The organism is Thermofilum pendens Hrk 5 (assembly GCF_000015225.1).
Lineage (GTDB): Archaea > Thermoproteota > Thermoprotei > Thermofilales > Thermofilaceae > Thermofilum > Thermofilum pendens.
Window position 1 is genome coordinate 240940 of record NC_008698.1, and the last position, 16924, is coordinate 257863.

The window sequence follows — 16924 nt, forward strand, 5'->3', positions numbered from 1 at the left end:
GTTAAGCAATAATAAAGTCTGCGCGAGTTTTCTCCCAGCCCGTTTGTCTATGTGCGTGCGAACGCGAGGGAGGCATATGCCACTACGCTACTTTTATCCCCCGTGACGTCTCCGGAGTCAGCGTACTTCAATAAGCGGACGTTGGCGTAGCCAAGCTTCTTCGCGATGTAGATTAGCGCCATGACGGGCCCTGGACCGCACATCGAGATATCCTCCTCTATGACCGCGTTGTATAACCCCTCGGCGTCCAGGAACAGTACCCTCTCTATAGCCACTTTATCCTTCTCGGCCGCTATCCTGGACTCCACGTAGTGGCTCATATCGCTACTCGCGACAACGTAGGCTCTAAGACCCTTCTCCATTATGAGCCCCGCGATAGCCTCGCCGACTCTCCGGGCGGCCTCCGGCGTCTGAAGCATCATCGATATCGGTACTATCGTGAAGCCCTCCCCGAATACGAACTGGAGGAAAGGCACCTGTACCTCTATGGAGTGCTCGTAGGCGTGCGCCTGGAAGTCGAAGCGGATGATCTGCTCCCTCGAGGCAAGCTCCTTCGAGACCCTGAAGTCGACCTCGACGTCTCCCAGCGGGGTCTCCCATACCTCGTTTTCGTCCAACGCTATCGGGGCTCCGAGCGCGTGATGGTTCGGGCCAAGGATGAATACCACGTCCGGCTTACCTCCCTCTGCTAGAGCTAAGTAGGCATGGGCGGCCACGTGCCCCGAGTAAATGTAGCCGGCGTGCGGTGCTACCACGCCTATCAGATTCCCGGTGTAGCTTCCAGGTTTCTCGGGCAACTTCCCTGGACCCAGCTCGTGTAGAAAGGCGTTTTTCAAAGCCTCGATCAACTCCCGCTTTTCTGCAGGGTAGAAGTAGCCGGCGTGCACCGCGGGTCTCTTGGAGCGCACCACGACTCGACACCCTGTTAGTGATAGCCGATCCTACTAAAATTTCTAGCGTAAGCTCCCGTTTTTACACGCAGTTCGAGAACAAGGAACCCTCCCACGTAAACCCGCTACACGACTTCGCCGGTAGTAAGTATCCTCGCTTCGAAGTCGGAGAGCGGTACCGGGAGCTCTCCGTTCGGCGGTATGTCTCCACGTATCCTGAGGACTTCCCGTGCTAGTAGCCAGAAGATCAACGCAAGGGCCTTCCTTCCACGGTTGTTAGTCGGAATTATCAAGTCCACGTTGGATATAGGAGAGTCGGTATCACACAGAGCTATAACAGGTATACCCATCGTTCCCGCCTCGACAACTGCCTGCTCGTCGACACGCGGATCCGTAACCATCATCAGGTCTGCCTCGGTGAAGTGGGAGAGAGCAGGGTTCGTGAACGTTCCAGGCAGTACCCTCCCAAGCATGGGTTTACATCCGACAAGCCCGCAGAACTTCCTAACCGGGCGGTGCCCGTACTGCCTACCCGAAACAACGACGAACTTGGACGGGTCGTACCTAGCTATCATCTTGGCGGCTATCCTTATCCTCTCGTCAGTCTTCTTCACGTCGAGAAGGTAGAGACCATCGGGTCGTGCACTGTATATAAACGGCTCCATAAACTTGCTCTTCATCTTCGTGCCTATCCTTATACCGGCTGCTAGGTACATTTCCAGCGGTATCAGCAGTTGCCCTTCGAGTAGCTTTAACTCATCGAGACTCATGGACGACGCCTTTGAAGGCTTCTGCAATTTACTATATAAACCTTCCTCGCATATAGCACACTTCAGCAGAGATTCCTCCCAACAAGTGGGTCTCGTAAACAGAAAGCCCACCCCTGTCTGGATTTTCGCGGGAAGAGTGCTCTCAACGTTCATCGACACGCCGCACGTGAGTCTTAAGTATGGCCTTGCCTTTTTCTTCCTCCATTTTTTTCTCCACTTCTATAAGCGCGCGCGAGTAAAGCTTATAAAAGAGAGACTGAACCTACATTAGCTCTAGAAAGGGCCCGTAGTCTAGCGGTAGGATGCCACGCGTGTACGCGCATCAGTCCCTGACGCGGAGGTGATCCCGGGTTCGAATCCCGGCGGGCCCACCACTCCTCGGCGGTTTTCCCGAGAAATCGTATGGAGGGAACGCTGTGCCTTTCCGGGCTACTTGAGCTTCGCGGTCTCCGTTCCCTCCACCCTGACGACACTGAAGGGGTCTACCTTCGAGAGCTTTTCCATCAAGTTCCGAGGAGCCCCTCTTAAAGAACACCTATGAGGCTGGAGAACTATCCTGAAGCGGGGGTTGTACGGTACTACGCAACTATCTTCGATGTAAACGATCCACCGGGCATTGTCAACAGCTGAGTATACCTCCGAGAAAGCGTCCACCTCGCTACACGCGAGCTGAAGGAGAAGGCATGCGCGATGAACATGAGATTTAGCTGCTAAGAGTAGAGGCAGGTATCTCCGTATCCGGGGAAAACTCTCCAAGAGGTGTACTGCGAGGTCTTCTTCCGCGCATCTCTCCTTAAAGGTAACACCCGCGTCTTTCAGGCTGGACAAGAGGCCGTAGATCTCCGCGTTTCCCGGATCCTCGTAGCTGAGCACAGCAAGCTTCTCGTTCAGCCTTGAGAAAAACGATGCCTGCACAGCGTAGCCCATCACGGTCACGCGTCCCTTAAGAACAGCGTAAAGTGTGGAGAGGCCCCGCAGCGTGCATGCGTCGATGCAGATATCCCTTACAGCGAACCTTTCGCCTAAGTACGCTCGAAGCCACTCCCCCACAGCTCCATAGACCCTACCCCCTTCTGAGAGAGCCTCGGAAACGTCGCGCAGAATAAACTCGCGTGCGAGGCTTTCTTCAACGCAGTACACCGTCGCCCGTAAGTTATGCACAATGCTTACTCGAAGAGAGCATCGATAAATCTTTAGCTCCGTAGCTCTACCTATTCTCTCGCCTTCCTTCTCGCGAAAGAGAGCCCTTTAGGCGGGTTCTACCTCTGCGACAACCAGCGAGAATCCCCCCTCTCTTCGATCTTCACGCGCACAGAATGTTTAAAAAGCTCAACGCCACACGTAAGTACAGAACACGTATGATGTTCCCGATAAGGTGTTTTACTTGCGGAGCCCTGATAGGGGATAAGTGGAACGAGTACTCTACGCGCGTAGCTAACGGCGAGGACCCGAACAAAGTTCTCGACGATCTAGGGATAACCAGGTATTGCTGTAGGAGGATGTTCCTGTCTCATACGGAGGCTATTGACAAGATAATAAAGTACGGCTCGATAGAGGAGTACATCCCGCAACCTTCACGCGTACGCTAACCGAGCGCCGCCCCAGGGCTCGAATCAAGAGGCACGAGTCCACACAGAAAGTCTGGGAGCTACTCGTACAAATAGCTACCTGTAACTCTTCTGCCTCTTTGCCCTCGCCGATCTCCCTCTAGGTTTCTTAGGCTCTGCTTGGCGCGGGTCCTCTACGAGAAGCCTCCTGTCGTAAGCTAAGTACAGCTTTTTCAGCTCTTCGCTCCCGCTCCACTCTACAAGAGCCCGCGCTATAGCCGTCCTAATGGCGGAAGCCTGTGAGACGATACCACCTCCCTCGGCTTCAGCGTAGATGTCAACCTTCTCGGCAAGGCTACCGGCAAGCCTCAGAGGCTCCATTATTTTTAACCGTATGACCTCCGGCTCGAGTATCTCCAATGGAGTCCCGTTTACGAATACCCTCCCGCGGCCATCGCGAAGGATAACCCTTGCGCGTGCAGTCTTTCTACGGGCAGAGGCCAACACCATCTTCATGCGTTACTCACCACTTCTCTGTTCGTTAAGGACTTATAAAGCTCCCCCAGGGTGATGTACGGAACCAGCTCGTTTTTGAAGAGCGCCTCTTCCACCTTTACAAGCTTCGCGTTCCTATACTCATCCGGTAGCCCTACGTAGACCGTAAGCCTCTTCAGGGAGTCTCTCCCAATCGTTTTCTCCATAGGCAACATTCCACGCACCATTCTCTTAAAGAGCCTGTCGGGAGTCTTGGGATACTTAGGGCCTCTAAGCTCCGGGTTGTAGTAAGTTTTCCACTCGACCCACCTCTTAAGATACTTCTCCACAACCCTCTTCGGCTTTCCCGTAATCACTATTTTCTCCGCGTTAACAACAACCACTCTGTCTCCTTTCAGAAGCCTTTTAGCCACCACGCTTGCAAGCCTCCCGGCGATGTGCCCCGTTCCATCGATAACAATTGCCTCCTCTTTTCCGCTCATACCTCACCCCCTACCTAAGTTATTATTTTAACGTTTTTACCCTCAGGGTTTTGTTCCAAGAGCTCCTCGATCGAGATCGCTTTCACCCTTCCATCTAGCCTTTCAAGGGCTGATCTGCTAAACCTCCACGCAGCTATGACTACGTTCGACTTCGTTATCGAGCCTCCTCCCAGGACCTTCCCGGGTACCACGACCACGTCGCCCTCCTTGATGTGCCTATCGATCCTAGAGAGGTTTACCTCGACTCTCTTCCTACGCGGTCTTTCGAGGTACTCGGCTACATCTCTCCACACTGGGGCTTTGTAGAGCCGGCTGTATTTTCTGAGCTTGTGTATCAATAGGCGAAGGTGAATGTTCGTTGGACCAGTCCTCTTCATTTCTACTTAACACCTCCATCTCCAAGTGCATAGACTTTAAAAATTTACTGCACTCCTTAATCGCGTTTGTAGCGTTACGTGAAGAGAGACCCGCGCCTTTCCCTAGCAGTCCTTTCCTCTTAATTTCTCGTCCCACCGGCCGTAATTTCAGCGGTTCTTCGACTAGCTCCTTCGCGGCCGGCTTAACCTCCGCCTTGACGTCTGCGAAGCGGCATAACGCCTCCCAGAGCTTCAAGCTTGCAAGAGCAAATAGCGAGTCCTAGGAGCGTTTTTGTCTCAGCCCTTGCAACGCACGCGTAGATAGAGTAGCGGTTTACCACCCTCGAAGGCGAAGCGACACAAGTGACAGTCAGAGCTTTCGAGAAGTTCCTTGCCCGTTTTCCCTTTCGCTAGTTCTCGCTTGGAGCTTTACCGGTGAGAGTAGAGCTTACCGCTAGCTGGACCTTTTCGAGAAAGTTGTCAAGCTTTTTGCTTAGAACATCTGCAGCGACGGCTAGAAGTTTCTCCGGTGGTAGACACCCGATGCTCTCCACAGTGAGTATTATGTTGCTCGGATCGCCGTCCACCTCTACGATTCCGGGGAACTTTTCTTCGCATTCTCTGCAGAGCGAGCACTGCATCTCGTTTATAACTGTCAACTTCCCGTCGACATAGCCGAAAACCCTTCTCGGACAAGTGGAAATTATCTTCAATGCTTCATCCTCGGGTAAGTCTTCCCTGAGAATTCTGACCACGGGCTTATACTTGTAACCCACGGGGCCTACCGGTTGCCACTTTGCGTGCTGCCTGCCTGTACCCATCCTGGCTATCGCCGTTAGGGAGATTTTCTGCCCCTTCCCAAGCTTAAGTATGGGAATATTCTTGGAGACCGGCTCTATGCCTGCGGACTCGGGGGGCAAAGGTGCACCCTCGATGCCTTCAAACCTCAGGTGCCCGCTTAGAACTGTTCTCGGCCGCTCTCCTGCCTCCTCCTCGAGCGAGAAAATCACCTGAGGGTCTTTCCCCTGCTCGTAGAGATCCCTCAGAGCGTCGTACGTCTCCGGGTCTATCTTCAGCGGGACCAGGGCCAGCCTGTGGGCTATCATTTCGTCCCATAAAGCGCTGGTATTCTCCGTTACTATTACCTCGTCTATCGCCAGTATTGGAACCTCGGAGATTAGGGCTCTTCTAAGGGCGTTGGCAAACGCAGGCGTAGTGTTTCTAAGCATGAATACTAGGCGGTTCTGCTTCTTGGAGAGCACCTGAAGTTCCGGCAGGTTCGACACGAGTGCTACCTCGTAGGCTTCTGCTTTCTTCCCCTGAGTATCTCCTTTAGCGAGACTCCGTTCACCTTTATGACCTTCCATCTCACTCCAGGCAGGTCTCCGTAAGCTCTTCCCTCAGGGCCGCCTATACCCTCGATAACCACCTCGTCGTGCTCGTTAACAAAGAGGAGGGCTCCATCGCCCGGTAGAAACGCCGTAACGACCTTGCCGTTCTTTAGTAATTGAACCCTAACGCACTTCCTCACAGCGCTGTTGGGCTGCCTGCTCTCAATACCCACTTTTTCTACGACTATTCCTCTAGCCTGGGGGGCTCCCTCGAGCGGGTCGACTTTCTTCTTCAATTGAAGTATCCGGCGCTTATACTCAAGATCGCTCCACCTGAACTTTTTACGCTTGAGTTCAAGCTTTCTCGCCGCGAACATCCCTCTAGGAGACTTGCTACCCGGCACTTAGGAACACCAGCTCCTTTCTTCGAATATCTTCTTTAAAAGCTTTTTCATCGCGCACCCGCAGCGAGGGCTTTACCCTTGTCTCTGCACTCTTACCTCGTCCGCCCCATAGTATCTTTTCAGCAGGATTTTCGCCCGCTGAACGTTCCTGCCGTTCCTGCCTATCGCGAGCCCGAGCTGATCCGGGGGAACCACGGCTATGACAACTTTCCTGTTATTCTCTTCTCGGACTTTAACTTCGACGACCCTGGCGGGGAAGAACACCGATTTGACGAAATCTTCGAGGGATGACCCGTCCTCAACTACTTCCACGTCTTTTCTAAGCAGTTCTTTAATCATCCGTATCTTTGACCCGTTCTTCCCAACCGCGAGGGGGGCAAAACCCTTGTCCACCAGGAATATGTACCTTTGGAAGGTATCGTCGTAGACTATGTCTTTAGGCGGCACCTTCGTTATCTCCTCGAACAAATTCATTATCTGGAGGTCTTCATGCGTCAGTCTTCGACCCTCCTCCGAGGTCATGCCCGTGCGCCCTTGGCCATCTCGATTAAATTGCTTTCGCCGGGGTCGAGAACAGCTATAGCTGAAACGAAGAACGGCTTGTTGCATGCCGCTCCAAGGTCCTTGCTCGTCCCCTCGAAGACGTAGACAGGTATCCCGGCTAGCCTAGCCTTGTACTTGATCTCCTCCGCGATTATCGTCGGTGCATTCTGAGCGAGAATAACCATCTTAGCTTTCCCCGTCGAAAGCAACTTTATGGTTTTACGCGAACCCAGCACGACCTTCCCCGTCTTTATCGCTGTTTGAAGCTCCCTAATGAACTCCGCACCCATCGCTACTGCACCTCTTTCTGCGCGCTCTGTCCAAACTCATACCTCATTTTTAACTTTACTGAGCCAGTACCCAGCGGTATAGGCTTGCTACCTATAATCACGTTTTCGATGACCCCCCTTAGCTCGTCGAGCTCTCCTCGAAGCGCTGCCTCTACGAGGTTCTTCACCGTCACCTCGAAGCTGGCTCTCGCCAGCACGCTCCCCTTCTCCCCGGCTACTCCGTGCCTACCCACTTGCCGCACCTTGCCGGAGTAAGTCATCGCGTCGGCGACCATCATTATATGGCGCCAGTCCACGTCGAGTCCGTGTTCATCGAGAACCTTCTTTATCTCCTTTATTATGGCTGCCCGCGCCGCCTCGATGCCTAGCACCTCGTATATCTCGAGTATGTTGTTCGTGGTTGTTCTCCTCGGGTCTACCCCCTCTATTCCAAGAACGGCCTTCAGGTTGCTACCCTCCGTGAGTATCACGTACTCGACGAGCTCTCCCTTCTCGTCCCTGACCGGCTTGACTATGGCGTGGCGGATACCCTTTAACCCCTTGATTCTTAGGTTTAGGACCCTGTCGTACATGCGTCTAAGCTTTGTGACATCCTCGAGCCCCGTGTAGAGCACAACGGTATTACCGTTCACTTCTATCTTCCCTTTCTTGCCCTTCAGCTTCTCCAGGGCGTTTATAACGTCATCCATCGTGACGCCCCTGTTCTCCATCATGTCTGGGTCTAGCTCCATTACTATGGCGAACTCGAAGTAGTCTATGGTTATGGAGCTACAGAGGTTTTCCATCGTGGTGAGCTCGATCTCCCTGGCTATCTTCAACGCGAAGTCGAGGTCTTTGGCGTGCTCCGGCTCCAGGTACACTTCCATTATGGGGGTTGAGGGTTCGCGCCTTAAGTCCACTATTTCGATAAGCCTCGGAAGCCCCAGGGTCACGTTGAGCTCCCTTACGCCGGCGAAGTGGAACGTCCTCAAGGTCATTTGGGTGGCGGGCTCGCCTATAGATTGTGCCGCCACCATGCCTACTGCCTCGCCGGGGGAGACTAGGCTCGACAGGTATCTTCGGAGAGCCTCATTGATCACTGAGAGAGCCTCTGAGCGGCTTAGCCCCGCCTTCAATATTTTGTCGTAGAGTTCCCTGCGCAGAGAGGCGGGCAGAAGCTCGTGGTACTTCTCGATCTCGTTCCACAGCTCCTCCTCGCTTATAGGCTCACTCACGCTTCTCACCCCTTAGTGTCAAGACCTTCTTTATCAACTTATCAACGTCTACGGGTTTCCCGTGGTCGCTCCTCGCAGGGTCAACGCTGTCCTCGCCGTACCTGAACTGTATTATCATCCCCTCGCTATTCCTGACAGTCCCGTCGTACGATACGTAGAAGTCCTGCATTGCGCTCTGAAGTCTGCGGTACATGTACCCGGACTGGGCAGTCCTGACGGCTGTGTCTACGAGTCCTTCTCTTCCGGAGATTGCGTGGAAGAAGAACTCCACGGGGGACAAGCCCCTGCGAAATGAGCTGTAAACGAATCCCTTAGCGAGCGGCGAGAGGTCGCCTTTAACGAAGTGTGGTAACGCTCGCCCGGTGTATCCTCTCTCTATCCGTTTCCCTCTAACTGACTGCTGCCCGACGACCGCTGCCATCTGCGTCAAGTTGAGCATGCTTCCTCTCGCACCTGTCTTAGCCATTATAACCGCGTGGTTGAGCAGACCTAGGTGCTTACTCGTGACTTCGCCTGCCCGAGTCCTCGCCTCTGCGAGCACGTTCATTATCAAGTCCTCGAGGGTCTCCTTGCGGGTCTTCCCAGGCATGGGCTGCAGCTCGCCGCTCTCGTACTGCCTGATCAAGTCCTCGACCTTTTTCTCCGCCTCCTGCAGTATCTCCCTGATATCGTCCTCGGCTTCCCTCGGGATCTCCACGCTGTCAACCCCCATCGTGAAACCGTGCATGTCCAGGTAAGCTATGAATACCTTGAACATGCCGTCCATGAGTTCTTTCGCTTTTTCGACTCCAAACTCCCGTACGATCTCGTGCAGAACCGTACCGTGCTTCTCCGCCCCTATGGCCTGCTTATCAAAGACACCGAGCAGTAGCTTCCCGTCTTTGATCAAAACATAGCCGTCGTTCTCGCAGTACTCCTCGTCACACTTACCAGAGGCAGGTGCAACGCTTGCGCGTCCAACGTAGTTCAGTCCTTTCGGGAGGAACATGCTGACAATTTGCTTCCCCGTCCAGTAGGGTCCGGGCTTAATTATGGCTGGCTCCACCAGCGGGTCACAGTTGTTCCCGATGTAGAGCAGCCTTAAGGCGCTCTTCTTGTCCAGCAAGGCGTCCTTCCTCGTTAGAAGGTAGCTACCGGAGATGTAATCGTGCAGACCCCCTATTATGGGAGCCCCGTACCTGGGCGTCATTATGTGCTCCTGTACCAACATGAGCTCCCGCGCCTCGGCGCGGGCCTCTTCGCTCTGAGGTACGTGAAGGTTCATCTCGTCTCCATCGAAGTCCGCGTTGTAGGGAATTGTTACCAGAAGGTTAAGCCTGAAGGTTTTGTACGGAAGTACCTTGACTATGTGCGCCATTATCGAGATCCTGTGTAGAGAGGGTTGCCTGTTGAAGAGTACGACGTCGCCGTCCATCAGGTGCCTCTCCACTATGTAGCCGGGTTTTAGCGTCTGGGAGATCTCCTCGCGGTGCTTGACGTATCTCAAGTCTATCCTCGACCCATCCGGCTTGATTATGTAGTTCGCCCCGGGCCATACGTCTGGTCCGTTTATGACGAGTTTCCTCAGTTTCTCAATGTTCCAGGGGGTAACTTTCTCCGGGACCGTTAGAACCTTTGCTACGTCTATGGGAACGCCCACCTCGTTTATACTTAGGTTCGGGTCAGGAGAGATCACTGTTCTAGAGGAGAAGTCGACACGCTTGCCGGCCAGGCTCCCCCTGAACCTCCCCTCCTTACCTTTAAGGCGCTGCGCGAGGGTTCTGAGGGGTCTGCCCGACCTGTGTCTAGCGGGGGGTATCCCGGGGAGCTCGTTGTCGAAGTACGTTGCTACGTGGAACTGGAGTAGGTTCCAGAGGTCCTCTATGACTAGCGACGGAGATCCGGCGTCTATGTTCTCCTTTAACCTCTGGTTTACCCGGATTATGTCGACCAGCTTGTGCGTGAGATCGTCCTCGCTTCTATCGCCGCTCTCCAGGGTTATCGACGGGCGTACAGACGGCGGTACAACCGGTATGACGCGTAGCACCATCCACTCGGGTCTAGCCTCCTTGGGGTCTATCCCTACAACCCTTAAGTCCCCCTCCGGTATGCGCGAAAGCCTTTCCCATATCTCGAGCGGTGTAAGCTTTACGAGCCCTTCCTCTCTCTCCTCGTAGAACGTGTACGGCTTGTCCAGTCTGATTTTGTACTGGGGGGCGCCGCAGTGTGGGCATACCGTAGCCTTAGCCGCCTCTTTAAGTAGGGTGTTAGCATACTTCGTCTTCAGGCTTGGCCACTTGGCGGAGTACACCTCCATGCGCTTCTTAGCCTTGTTTATCTTCTCCTCGGGTAACTTGAGCCTCCCGCACCTGTTGCAGGTAGCCTTCAAAAGGATAGCTATGTATGGGGCGAAGCTCGGGTGTATCACGGGTCTCGCGAGCTCTATGTATCCAAAGTGCCCTGGGCAGTTCGTGAACCTGTTTCCACATGTCTGGCAGACGGCTCCCGGCTCTATGGATCCCATTCTTCTATCCATGAGCCCGCCAGGTATCGGGAAGCCTTCCTCGTCGTAGAGCTCACTGGTCTCTATCCTTAGCACGGCGATTTTCCTGATCATCTCTGGAGAGAGTATCCCAAACTTTATCCCGGCGACTATCTTGGGATTCGTGCTCGTACTCATACCGTGCACCTCACGACTGGATTTTGTCTTTAAGGATCAGTCGCACAGAGAGCCCTAGCCCCGTAAGCTCCTGCAAAAGTAGCTTAAACGCATAGGATACCTCGACGGGGCTAAGCCTTCCCTTATCGCCGCAGACAGGGCATACGGGGGTATTCTTCCTCGCGTCGAACCACCCCATATAGCCGCAGTTCTCGCAAACCCATATCGTAGTCTTGTCTGAGCTTTCGAGGAGACGCTCTCTAAGGAGCATGGAGGCTCCGTGCCCGACTAGGCAGTCCTTCTCCATCTCGCCGAACCTCAGACCTCCTTCCCGCGCTCTACCCTCCGTGGGTTGCCGCGTTAGTATCTGTACCCTACCCCTGGCTCTCGCGTGCATCTTGTCGGCAACGAGGTGGTGTAGCTTCTCGTAGTACACGACACCGATAAATATCTCGGCCTCCAACTTCTCCCCGGTAACCCCGTCGTAGAGAACCTCTTTCCCGTCGCTCCTGAAGCCATAGCTCCTGAGTATCTCTCTTATCTCATCTAACGACGGCGGTTCAAAAGCCGTAGCATCGATCCTCCTACCGGCGAGCGCGGCAGCCTTCCCCGTTATCGCCTCGAGTAGCTGTCCGACGGTCATCCTCGAAGGAATAGCGTGCGGGTTGATTATTAGGTCAGGGGTTATCCCCTCTTCCGTGAACGGCATATCTTCCTGTGGTACAAGCATCCCTACGACGCCTTTCTGCCCATGGCGCGAGGCGAACTTATCCCCGAGCTCCGTGGGGCGCAGATCTCTCACTCTTACCTTGGCGAGCTTTATGCCTCCGGGGCTCTCCATTATGAAGACGCGGTCAATTATCCCTTTTTCACCGTGTCGCAGGAGTAGGGAGGTGTCCTTTCTCTTGGTCATAACCCTAGGTTCCAGGGTGCTCGTGTAGAAGCGCGGCGGGCTCGTCCTACTCACCACAGCTTGACCGCCGTAGAGCTCTGCCTCCACGTAGGCTATGCCGTCCACGGGGTCTATAGCCTCGTAAGCCTGAGGAGGCTTAACGTCTAGAAGGTCCTTTTCTAGGGAGGGCTTTTCGAACCTATCCTCGAGCCCACCGGGATACCTCCTCTCCTCGGCTTCGTATGTTCTAAAGAAGACGGACCTCGACATGCCTCTTTCTATCGCAGCCTTGTTGATGACCACCGCATCCTGGATGTTGTATCCTCCGCCTGTCAGAACCGCTACCACCATGTTTGTGCCGTAGGGCAGGTTGTCTAAGGGTAGCAGGTCGAAGATGCGAGTCTTCACGAGCGGTTTCTGGGGGTAGTACATCACGTGCATCCTGGGGTCCATGCGGAGCTTGAAGTTGTAGTGCGGTATTCCCAGGGACTGCTTAGCCATCGCCGCCTGATACGAGTTTCTCGGCGACTGATTGTACTCGATAAAGGGTATCGTCATCGCGATAATGCCTAGGATCGCCGCCGGGACAATCTCGAGGTGAGTGTGCTGAGGAGTTAGCTCGGACACATCCGTAGCTATGTAGGCGTTCTCCTCTTCCTCTGCGTCTAGGTACTCGACTATGCCGTTCTCTATGAGGTCGCTCCAAGTCCACTCGCCTTTCCTCAACAGCTCTACATGTTCGTGTTTAAGCCTCGGTTCACCGTTTTCGACTACTATCAGAGGTCTTCGTATCCTCCCAGCGTCGCAGTTGACGTAAACCTCCTCTATCCTACCCTTAACCCCGCCGACGGTGTATTCATGAGAATAGAAGGCAACGTTGACCTCGTGACTTATTCTTCCCTCTCTTCGAAGCTTCCTCAAAGTCTCCGCGAGACCCTTGCCGTCCTCAACGTAGCCTATGAGCCGCCCGTTGAGGTAGACCCTAGCCCCCGAGATATTCTTCCCCACCGTCTTCTCCACGGGGACTACTCCCAGCCTGCCTACCAGCAGGTCGTACACCTGCTTCTCGTCCGTCCCGTTCGAGAGAGTAGCCAGAAGCGCCAAGTGCTTTACCAAGCCGCAGTTCTGCCCCTCGGGGCTTTCTACGGGGCAAAGCCTGCCCCACTGCGTCGGGTGAAGCTCCCTAGCCTCGAAGTGCGGCTGAGTCCTGGATAGCGGCGAGACAACCCTCCTCAAGTGGGAGATTGTCGAGAGGTAGTTCGTCCTGTCCAGAATCTGGCTCACACCCGTCCTGCCGCCCACCCAGTTGCCAGTCGCGAGTGCGTGGTTTAACCTCTCGGTAATTATGTCCGGCCTGACTATACTCACCAGGTTGATATCCCGAGTCTTGGAAGTGTGCCTCTCGATGGAGTAAGTCATCTCTTTTACTAGCTGTCTAAACGCGCTCCTGAACACCTGCGCTATCAGCTCGCCGGCCTGCCGTATCCTCTTATTCGCGAGGTGATCCTTATCATCGGGCCCGCGCATGCCGAGCTTGAGTTCGAGCAACCGGGAAACCATCTGCCCCACGAAGAAAGCCTTAGAAATCCTAGCAGCGGGGCCTCTACCTATGTGCGGCAACAAGTTTTCATCTAGAACGGCTTGCGCCCTCTCTATCCTCACGTTTCTCGGCTGGCCCGGGGACACCCTGGAGCCTATGTAGTCGAGAGCCTCCTCGGGCGTAGCGGCGATCTTCGATTGCTCCATTAATACGGGCAGAAACTCCTGCTGAATTATCGGATCGTTGCCTATGGCGTAGGCTATCTCCTGGTCCGTCTTTAGACCCAGCGCGCGCATCAACACTACTACTGGTATTTTCGACGGGCAAGCCGGGAAGGAGGCGTATATCATCCCATCCTTCGTTCTCTCGACTGTAAGCGGCGACCTTTGGCCAGCGGCAACGCTGAAAACCTTTGCTGTATGCGTGACGGAGCCGCTAGCGCCGCCGTAGTCCACGAGAACCCTGTTCACCGACAGATCCTCCTGCATCACGATTACTCTCTCAGAGCCGTTAACGATGAAGTACCCTCCGGGGTCGTACGGGTCCTCGCCGTACTTAACTATCTCGTCTTCCGACTTGAGACCGTAGAGAACGCACTTCTTGCTTTTCACCATTATGGGCAGACTACCTATGTAGACGGACTCCGTCCGCCTCTCCTCCCCGTCGACGTAGAGCGTCATTGTAAGGTAGAGCGGTGCCGCGTAGGTTATGTTTCTCAGCCTTGCTATCATAGGTGTCAAAGCGAGATCGCTACCGTCAGCCTCCCTAAACGTGGGCTGACCAACCTCTATTTTCCCAAACTTTATCTCAACACCCTGCGACTCAACCTTGATACCGCCGACCTCGTCCACTATCTCCTGGAGTCCACGCTCTAGAAAAGCGTTGAAGGAGTCTAAGTGTTGCCTGACGAGGCCTAGCTCGTCTACGTATGCTTTTACCACTCTCCACCTATCCTCCCTGGATAGCTTTGCCTGCACGGCGCGCGAGCTCATCCGCGCATCACCAGCCTGAATGCCACAGACTCTCCGGCTGTCGGGCTTTGCCTTATAATCATTATCACGTCTCCGGGCTTAGCCTTCAAAGCCCTGGCAACAGGGTCGGTCGAGTATATCCACGGTAGCTCTGACTTCTTCAGCCCCATAGCTTTAAGTAGCCTGTTGGCCTCCTCTTTAGAGAGCAACACGTGCTTAGGCACAAGCTCGTGCTCCAAAACATCGAACTTCCTAGGCATAATAGACCCTTACAGCGTGACTGGATTGTATTGACTTCTGCGCTCTTTTTAAACTTTGTGCCAGGGAATGCTTGAACCCCAAAACAATGAGGCTCGTAAAAACTACTGAGTTGTCCTCAATTGCAGGCTTAATGTTTCGACGCTCAGCATCGTAAGAGAGATATAGGGGGCCTCTTGGGCTCTACGTAAAAGGGGGTGAACAGAGGGGTGGAAGAAAAGTACAGAGATATTACCCTCGACGAGCTAACGGATCTCTGCATTCGTAGGGGTATAGTATTTCCAAGTGGGAGGATATACGGCGGACTGGCAGGGTTCTATGACTATGGACCGGTAGGTGTCGAGCTAGAGCGCAACATTCTGAACGATTGGTGGAAGTGGTTTGTCGAGACGAGGGACGATATCTACGGAATAGACGGAGCGATAATAACCCACCCTAGAACCTGGGAGGCTAGCGGACACGTTGAAAGCTTTATCGACTACATAGTTACGTGTACGTCCTGCGGAGCAGAGTACAGGGCAGACCATCTGCTCGAAGAGGTGGGCGTGAAGATCCCAGAGTACTCCCTCGAGACGATAAAGTCACTCATAGAAAACAACAACGTACGTTGCCCAGCGTGCGGAGGTAAACTCTCGGAGCCCAGAAAATTCAACCTCATGTTCGACACGCAGGTTGGGCCCAGGAAATCTATGACGGCGTACCTTAGGCCGGAGACTGCCCAGCTGATATTCACCAACTTCAAGAACGTAGTCTTTACAATGGGGGCTACCCTTCCTTTCGGGATCGCGCAGATAGGGAAGGCTTTCAGGAACGAAATATCTCCTAGAAACTTCCTTTTCAGGTTGCGGGAGTTCACGCAGATGGAGATAGAGTACTTTGTAAACCCTGAAAAGCTGAACGAGTGCCCCTACTTTAAAGAGGTCGAGGAGCTACGCGTGAACTTCCTGTCGGCCGAGGAGCAGGAGAGAGGTGTTTCCGAGGCCAAAAGCATTAAGCTTGGCGAGGCCGTAGAAACAGGAGTAATTAAGAACGCGTGGCATGCTTACTGGATAGGGGAGTCTCTTAGATGGCTTTGGAGCCTGGGACTACGGCCTGAGAGGCTAAGGGTGCGGGAACACGTGAAGACAGAGCTAGCGCATTACGCTGTGCAGACGTTCGACATCGAGTACTTCTTCCCGTACATGGGCTGGAAGGAGATAGAGGGTATCGCGAATAGGTCTGACTACGACTTGAAAAGACACCAGGAGTACAGCGGTGAAGCTCTCCACATAGTCGACAACGGCAAAACCGTGATACCCTACGTGATCGAACCATCCTTTGGCTTGGAGAGGATACTCCTAGCCGTGCTCACGGACTCCTACGTGAGGGAGGAGAGGAGGACCTACTTGAGGTTAAAGCCGAGGATAGCCCCCTTTAAGTGCGCAGTCTTCCCGCTGGTAAAACGAGACGGGCTCGACGTGAAAGCCCGCGAGATTTACAACCAGCTGAAGAAACACTTTAGGTGTTACTACGACGAGGATGGAAGCATAGGGCGGCGATACGCGAAGGCTGACGAGATAGGCGTACCGTTCTCGATAACTATCGACGGACAAACACTGAGGGACGATACCGTCACGATACGCTTCCGAGACACGAAAGAACAAATACGGGAAAGAGTGGAAAACCTTAAGGCCAGGCTCTCAGAGCTAATCGCGACGCTGTGACCATAACGTCTCCCTTTGTACAGGAAAAATGGTGGGCCCGCCGGGATTCGAACCCGGGACCTCCGCCGCTCTCAGGATCGAAACCCCCTCCTCGACCCTTGTGAGGGCGACCTTAGGCGCCCACCCCGTATCCTAACCGCTAGACGACGGGCCCAACCCTTTTCTGCGAAAAACGCCTTCAGGTAATAAACTTTTTCGCAGATTTTGGCCAGGCCGTACAAACAATGGAATTATTGGCGGGCCGGCCGGGATTCGAACCCGGGACCTACGGGTTAAAAGCCTCGACGCAGGGCTAGCTTGTCCCACACCGTCGCTCTACCTAGCTGAGCTACCGGCCCATGCCCGCCGAGTACACCTAGAACGTATGCCATAAAAAATTTTCGCGCTCAGCTGTTTGCCGTTCTTCATGCTTCGGGCGGCAAGTCACTCATCATCGCTATTTACGGTAGGAAAAAACGCGGCTTTTTGATTTTACCTGAAAACGGCATGGAGCCCCGGCCGGGATTCGAACCCGGGACCTTCGGCTTTCTCGAACCCCGCGCAGCCTCCCTTACAAGGCCGACGCTCCACCCGCTGAGCTACCGGGGCTAAAGGCTATCG

At 54.1% G+C, this 16924-nt stretch carries 16 protein-coding genes and 4 tRNA genes; 3 read left to right on the forward strand and 17 right to left on the reverse strand.

The features are described from left to right. Positions 1-47: 47 nt before the first annotated feature. Together amrB and rpsB are read right to left on the reverse strand one after the other, a co-directional pair. Entirely contained in the window at positions 48-911 is an 864-nt protein-coding gene (gene amrB / locus TPEN_RS01365; protein ID WP_011751948.1) for an AmmeMemoRadiSam system protein B, read from the reverse strand. Between the two features lie 104 nt (positions 912-1015). Then, complete coding sequence (gene rpsB, locus TPEN_RS01370) at positions 1016-1660, reverse strand: 30S ribosomal protein S2 (RefSeq protein WP_011751949.1); 645 nt, start codon at positions 1658-1660, stop codon at positions 1016-1018. Positions 1661-1940: 280 nt separating this feature from the next. Here rpsB and TPEN_RS01380 point away from each other — a divergent pair. Continuing rightward, positions 1941-2034 (forward strand) — tRNA-Val (locus tag TPEN_RS01380). A gap of 55 nt (positions 2035-2089) precedes the next feature. On the opposite strand, the gene TPEN_RS01385 is transcribed toward TPEN_RS01380, so the two are convergent. After that, positions 2090-2821 carry a hypothetical protein gene (locus TPEN_RS01385; RefSeq protein WP_011751950.1) on the reverse strand — a complete coding sequence of 244 codons (732 nt, stop codon included), beginning with the start codon at positions 2819-2821 and terminating at the stop codon, positions 2090-2092. 197 nt (positions 2822-3018) lie between these two features. Here TPEN_RS01385 and TPEN_RS01390 point away from each other — a divergent pair, with 197 nt between their 5' ends. Next, positions 3019-3249 (forward strand): DNA-directed RNA polymerase subunit N, encoded by a 231-nt coding sequence (locus tag TPEN_RS01390; RefSeq protein ID WP_052885002.1) that lies wholly within the window; start codon positions 3019-3021, stop codon positions 3247-3249. Between the two features lie 75 nt (positions 3250-3324). On the opposite strand, the gene TPEN_RS01395 is transcribed toward TPEN_RS01390, so the two are convergent. From TPEN_RS01395 to TPEN_RS01445, 11 genes are all read right to left on the reverse strand, one after another. Continuing rightward, a complete protein-coding gene (locus tag TPEN_RS01395; protein WP_011751952.1) occupies positions 3325-3723 on the reverse strand; it encodes a 30S ribosomal protein S9 in 399 nt (132 codons plus the stop codon). Then, positions 3720-4184 (reverse strand): 50S ribosomal protein L13, encoded by a 465-nt coding sequence (locus TPEN_RS01400; RefSeq protein ID WP_011751953.1) that lies wholly within the window; start codon positions 4182-4184, stop codon positions 3720-3722. The genes TPEN_RS01395 and TPEN_RS01400 overlap by 4 nt, the downstream gene beginning before the upstream one ends. 14 nt (positions 4185-4198) lie before the next feature. Beyond that, the gene (locus TPEN_RS01405) at positions 4199-4561 is read right to left on the reverse strand and encodes a 50S ribosomal protein L18e (protein WP_011751954.1); all 363 of its coding nucleotides are present in this window, start codon (positions 4559-4561) and stop codon (positions 4199-4201) included. Between the two features lie 389 nt (positions 4562-4950). Further along, complete coding sequence (locus TPEN_RS01410; RefSeq protein WP_052885003.1) at positions 4951-5826, reverse strand: DNA-directed RNA polymerase subunit D; 876 nt, start codon at positions 5824-5826, stop codon at positions 4951-4953. A gap of 5 nt (positions 5827-5831) precedes the next feature. Then, entirely contained in the window at positions 5832-6275 is a 444-nt protein-coding gene (locus TPEN_RS01415; RefSeq protein WP_011751956.1) for a 30S ribosomal protein S12, read from the reverse strand. 72 nt (positions 6276-6347) lie between these two features. Continuing rightward, entirely contained in the window at positions 6348-6797 is a 450-nt protein-coding gene (locus TPEN_RS01420; protein ID WP_011751957.1) for a NusA-like transcription termination signal-binding factor, read from the reverse strand. Then, positions 6794-7108 carry a 50S ribosomal protein L30e gene (locus TPEN_RS01425; protein WP_011751958.1) on the reverse strand — a complete coding sequence of 105 codons (315 nt, stop codon included), beginning with the start codon at positions 7106-7108 and terminating at the stop codon, positions 6794-6796. The genes TPEN_RS01420 and TPEN_RS01425 overlap by 4 nt, the downstream gene beginning before the upstream one ends. Positions 7109-7110: 2 nt before the next feature. Then, positions 7111-8331, reverse strand: coding sequence for a DNA-directed RNA polymerase subunit A'' (gene rpoA2, locus TPEN_RS01430; RefSeq protein WP_052885004.1), 1221 nt, complete (start codon positions 8329-8331; stop codon positions 7111-7113). Then, positions 8315-10981, reverse strand: coding sequence for a DNA-directed RNA polymerase subunit A' (locus TPEN_RS01435; RefSeq protein ID WP_011751960.1), 2667 nt, complete (start codon positions 10979-10981; stop codon positions 8315-8317). Before TPEN_RS01435 ends, rpoA2 begins: the two co-directional genes overlap by 17 nt. Positions 10982-10991: 10 nt before the next feature. Then, the gene (locus tag TPEN_RS01440) at positions 10992-14384 is read right to left on the reverse strand and encodes a DNA-directed RNA polymerase subunit B (protein ID WP_011751961.1); all 3393 of its coding nucleotides are present in this window, start codon (positions 14382-14384) and stop codon (positions 10992-10994) included. Beyond that, a complete protein-coding gene (locus TPEN_RS01445; protein ID WP_011751962.1) occupies positions 14381-14623 on the reverse strand; it encodes a DNA-directed RNA polymerase subunit H in 243 nt (80 codons plus the stop codon). Before TPEN_RS01445 ends, TPEN_RS01440 begins: the two co-directional genes overlap by 4 nt. Positions 14624-14830: 207 nt before the next feature. Between TPEN_RS01445 and TPEN_RS01450 the strand changes: the two genes are divergently transcribed. Beyond that, positions 14831-16324 carry a glycine--tRNA ligase gene (locus TPEN_RS01450; RefSeq protein WP_011751963.1) on the forward strand — a complete coding sequence of 498 codons (1494 nt, stop codon included), beginning with the start codon at positions 14831-14833 and terminating at the stop codon, positions 16322-16324. Positions 16325-16353: 29 nt separating this feature from the next. Here TPEN_RS01450 and TPEN_RS09635 read toward each other — a convergent pair. The 3 genes from TPEN_RS09635 to TPEN_RS01465 all read right to left on the reverse strand — a co-directional run bounded on the left by TPEN_RS09635 (position 16354) and on the right by TPEN_RS01465 (position 16912). After that, positions 16354-16478, reverse strand: a tRNA-Val gene (locus tag TPEN_RS09635). 80 nt (positions 16479-16558) lie between these two features. After that, positions 16559-16662 (reverse strand) — tRNA-Lys (locus tag TPEN_RS01460). Between the two features lie 149 nt (positions 16663-16811). Further along, positions 16812-16912 (reverse strand) — tRNA-Thr (locus TPEN_RS01465). Positions 16913-16924 lie beyond the last annotated feature (12 nt).

Coding starts and splice junctions, on each gene's coding strand:
- TPEN_RS01405 (WP_011751954.1), bottom strand. CDS start 4,561: ATGAAGAGGACTGGTCCAACGAACATTCACCTTCGCCTATTGATACAC.
- TPEN_RS01400 (WP_011751953.1), bottom strand. CDS start 4,184: ATGAGCGGAAAAGAGGAGGCAATTGTTATCGATGGAACGGGGCACATC.
- TPEN_RS01420 (WP_011751957.1), bottom strand. CDS start 6,797: ATGACCTCGGAGGAGGGTCGAAGACTGACGCATGAAGACCTCCAGATA.
- TPEN_RS01445 (WP_011751962.1), bottom strand. CDS start 14,623: ATGCCTAGGAAGTTCGATGTTTTGGAGCACGAGCTTGTGCCTAAGCAC.
- TPEN_RS01395 (WP_011751952.1), bottom strand. CDS start 3,723: ATGAAGATGGTGTTGGCCTCTGCCCGTAGAAAGACTGCACGCGCAAGG.
- rpsB (WP_011751949.1), bottom strand. CDS start 1,660: ATGAGTCTCGATGAGTTAAAGCTACTCGAAGGGCAACTGCTGATACCG.
- TPEN_RS01425 (WP_011751958.1), bottom strand. CDS start 7,108: ATGGGTGCGGAGTTCATTAGGGAGCTTCAAACAGCGATAAAGACGGGG.
- TPEN_RS01390 (WP_052885002.1), top strand. CDS start 3,019: ATGATGTTCCCGATAAGGTGTTTTACTTGCGGAGCCCTGATAGGGGAT.
- TPEN_RS01440 (WP_011751961.1), bottom strand. CDS start 14,384: ATGAGCTCGCGCGCCGTGCAGGCAAAGCTATCCAGGGAGGATAGGTGG.
- TPEN_RS01435 (WP_011751960.1), bottom strand. CDS start 10,981: ATGAGTACGAGCACGAATCCCAAGATAGTCGCCGGGATAAAGTTTGGG.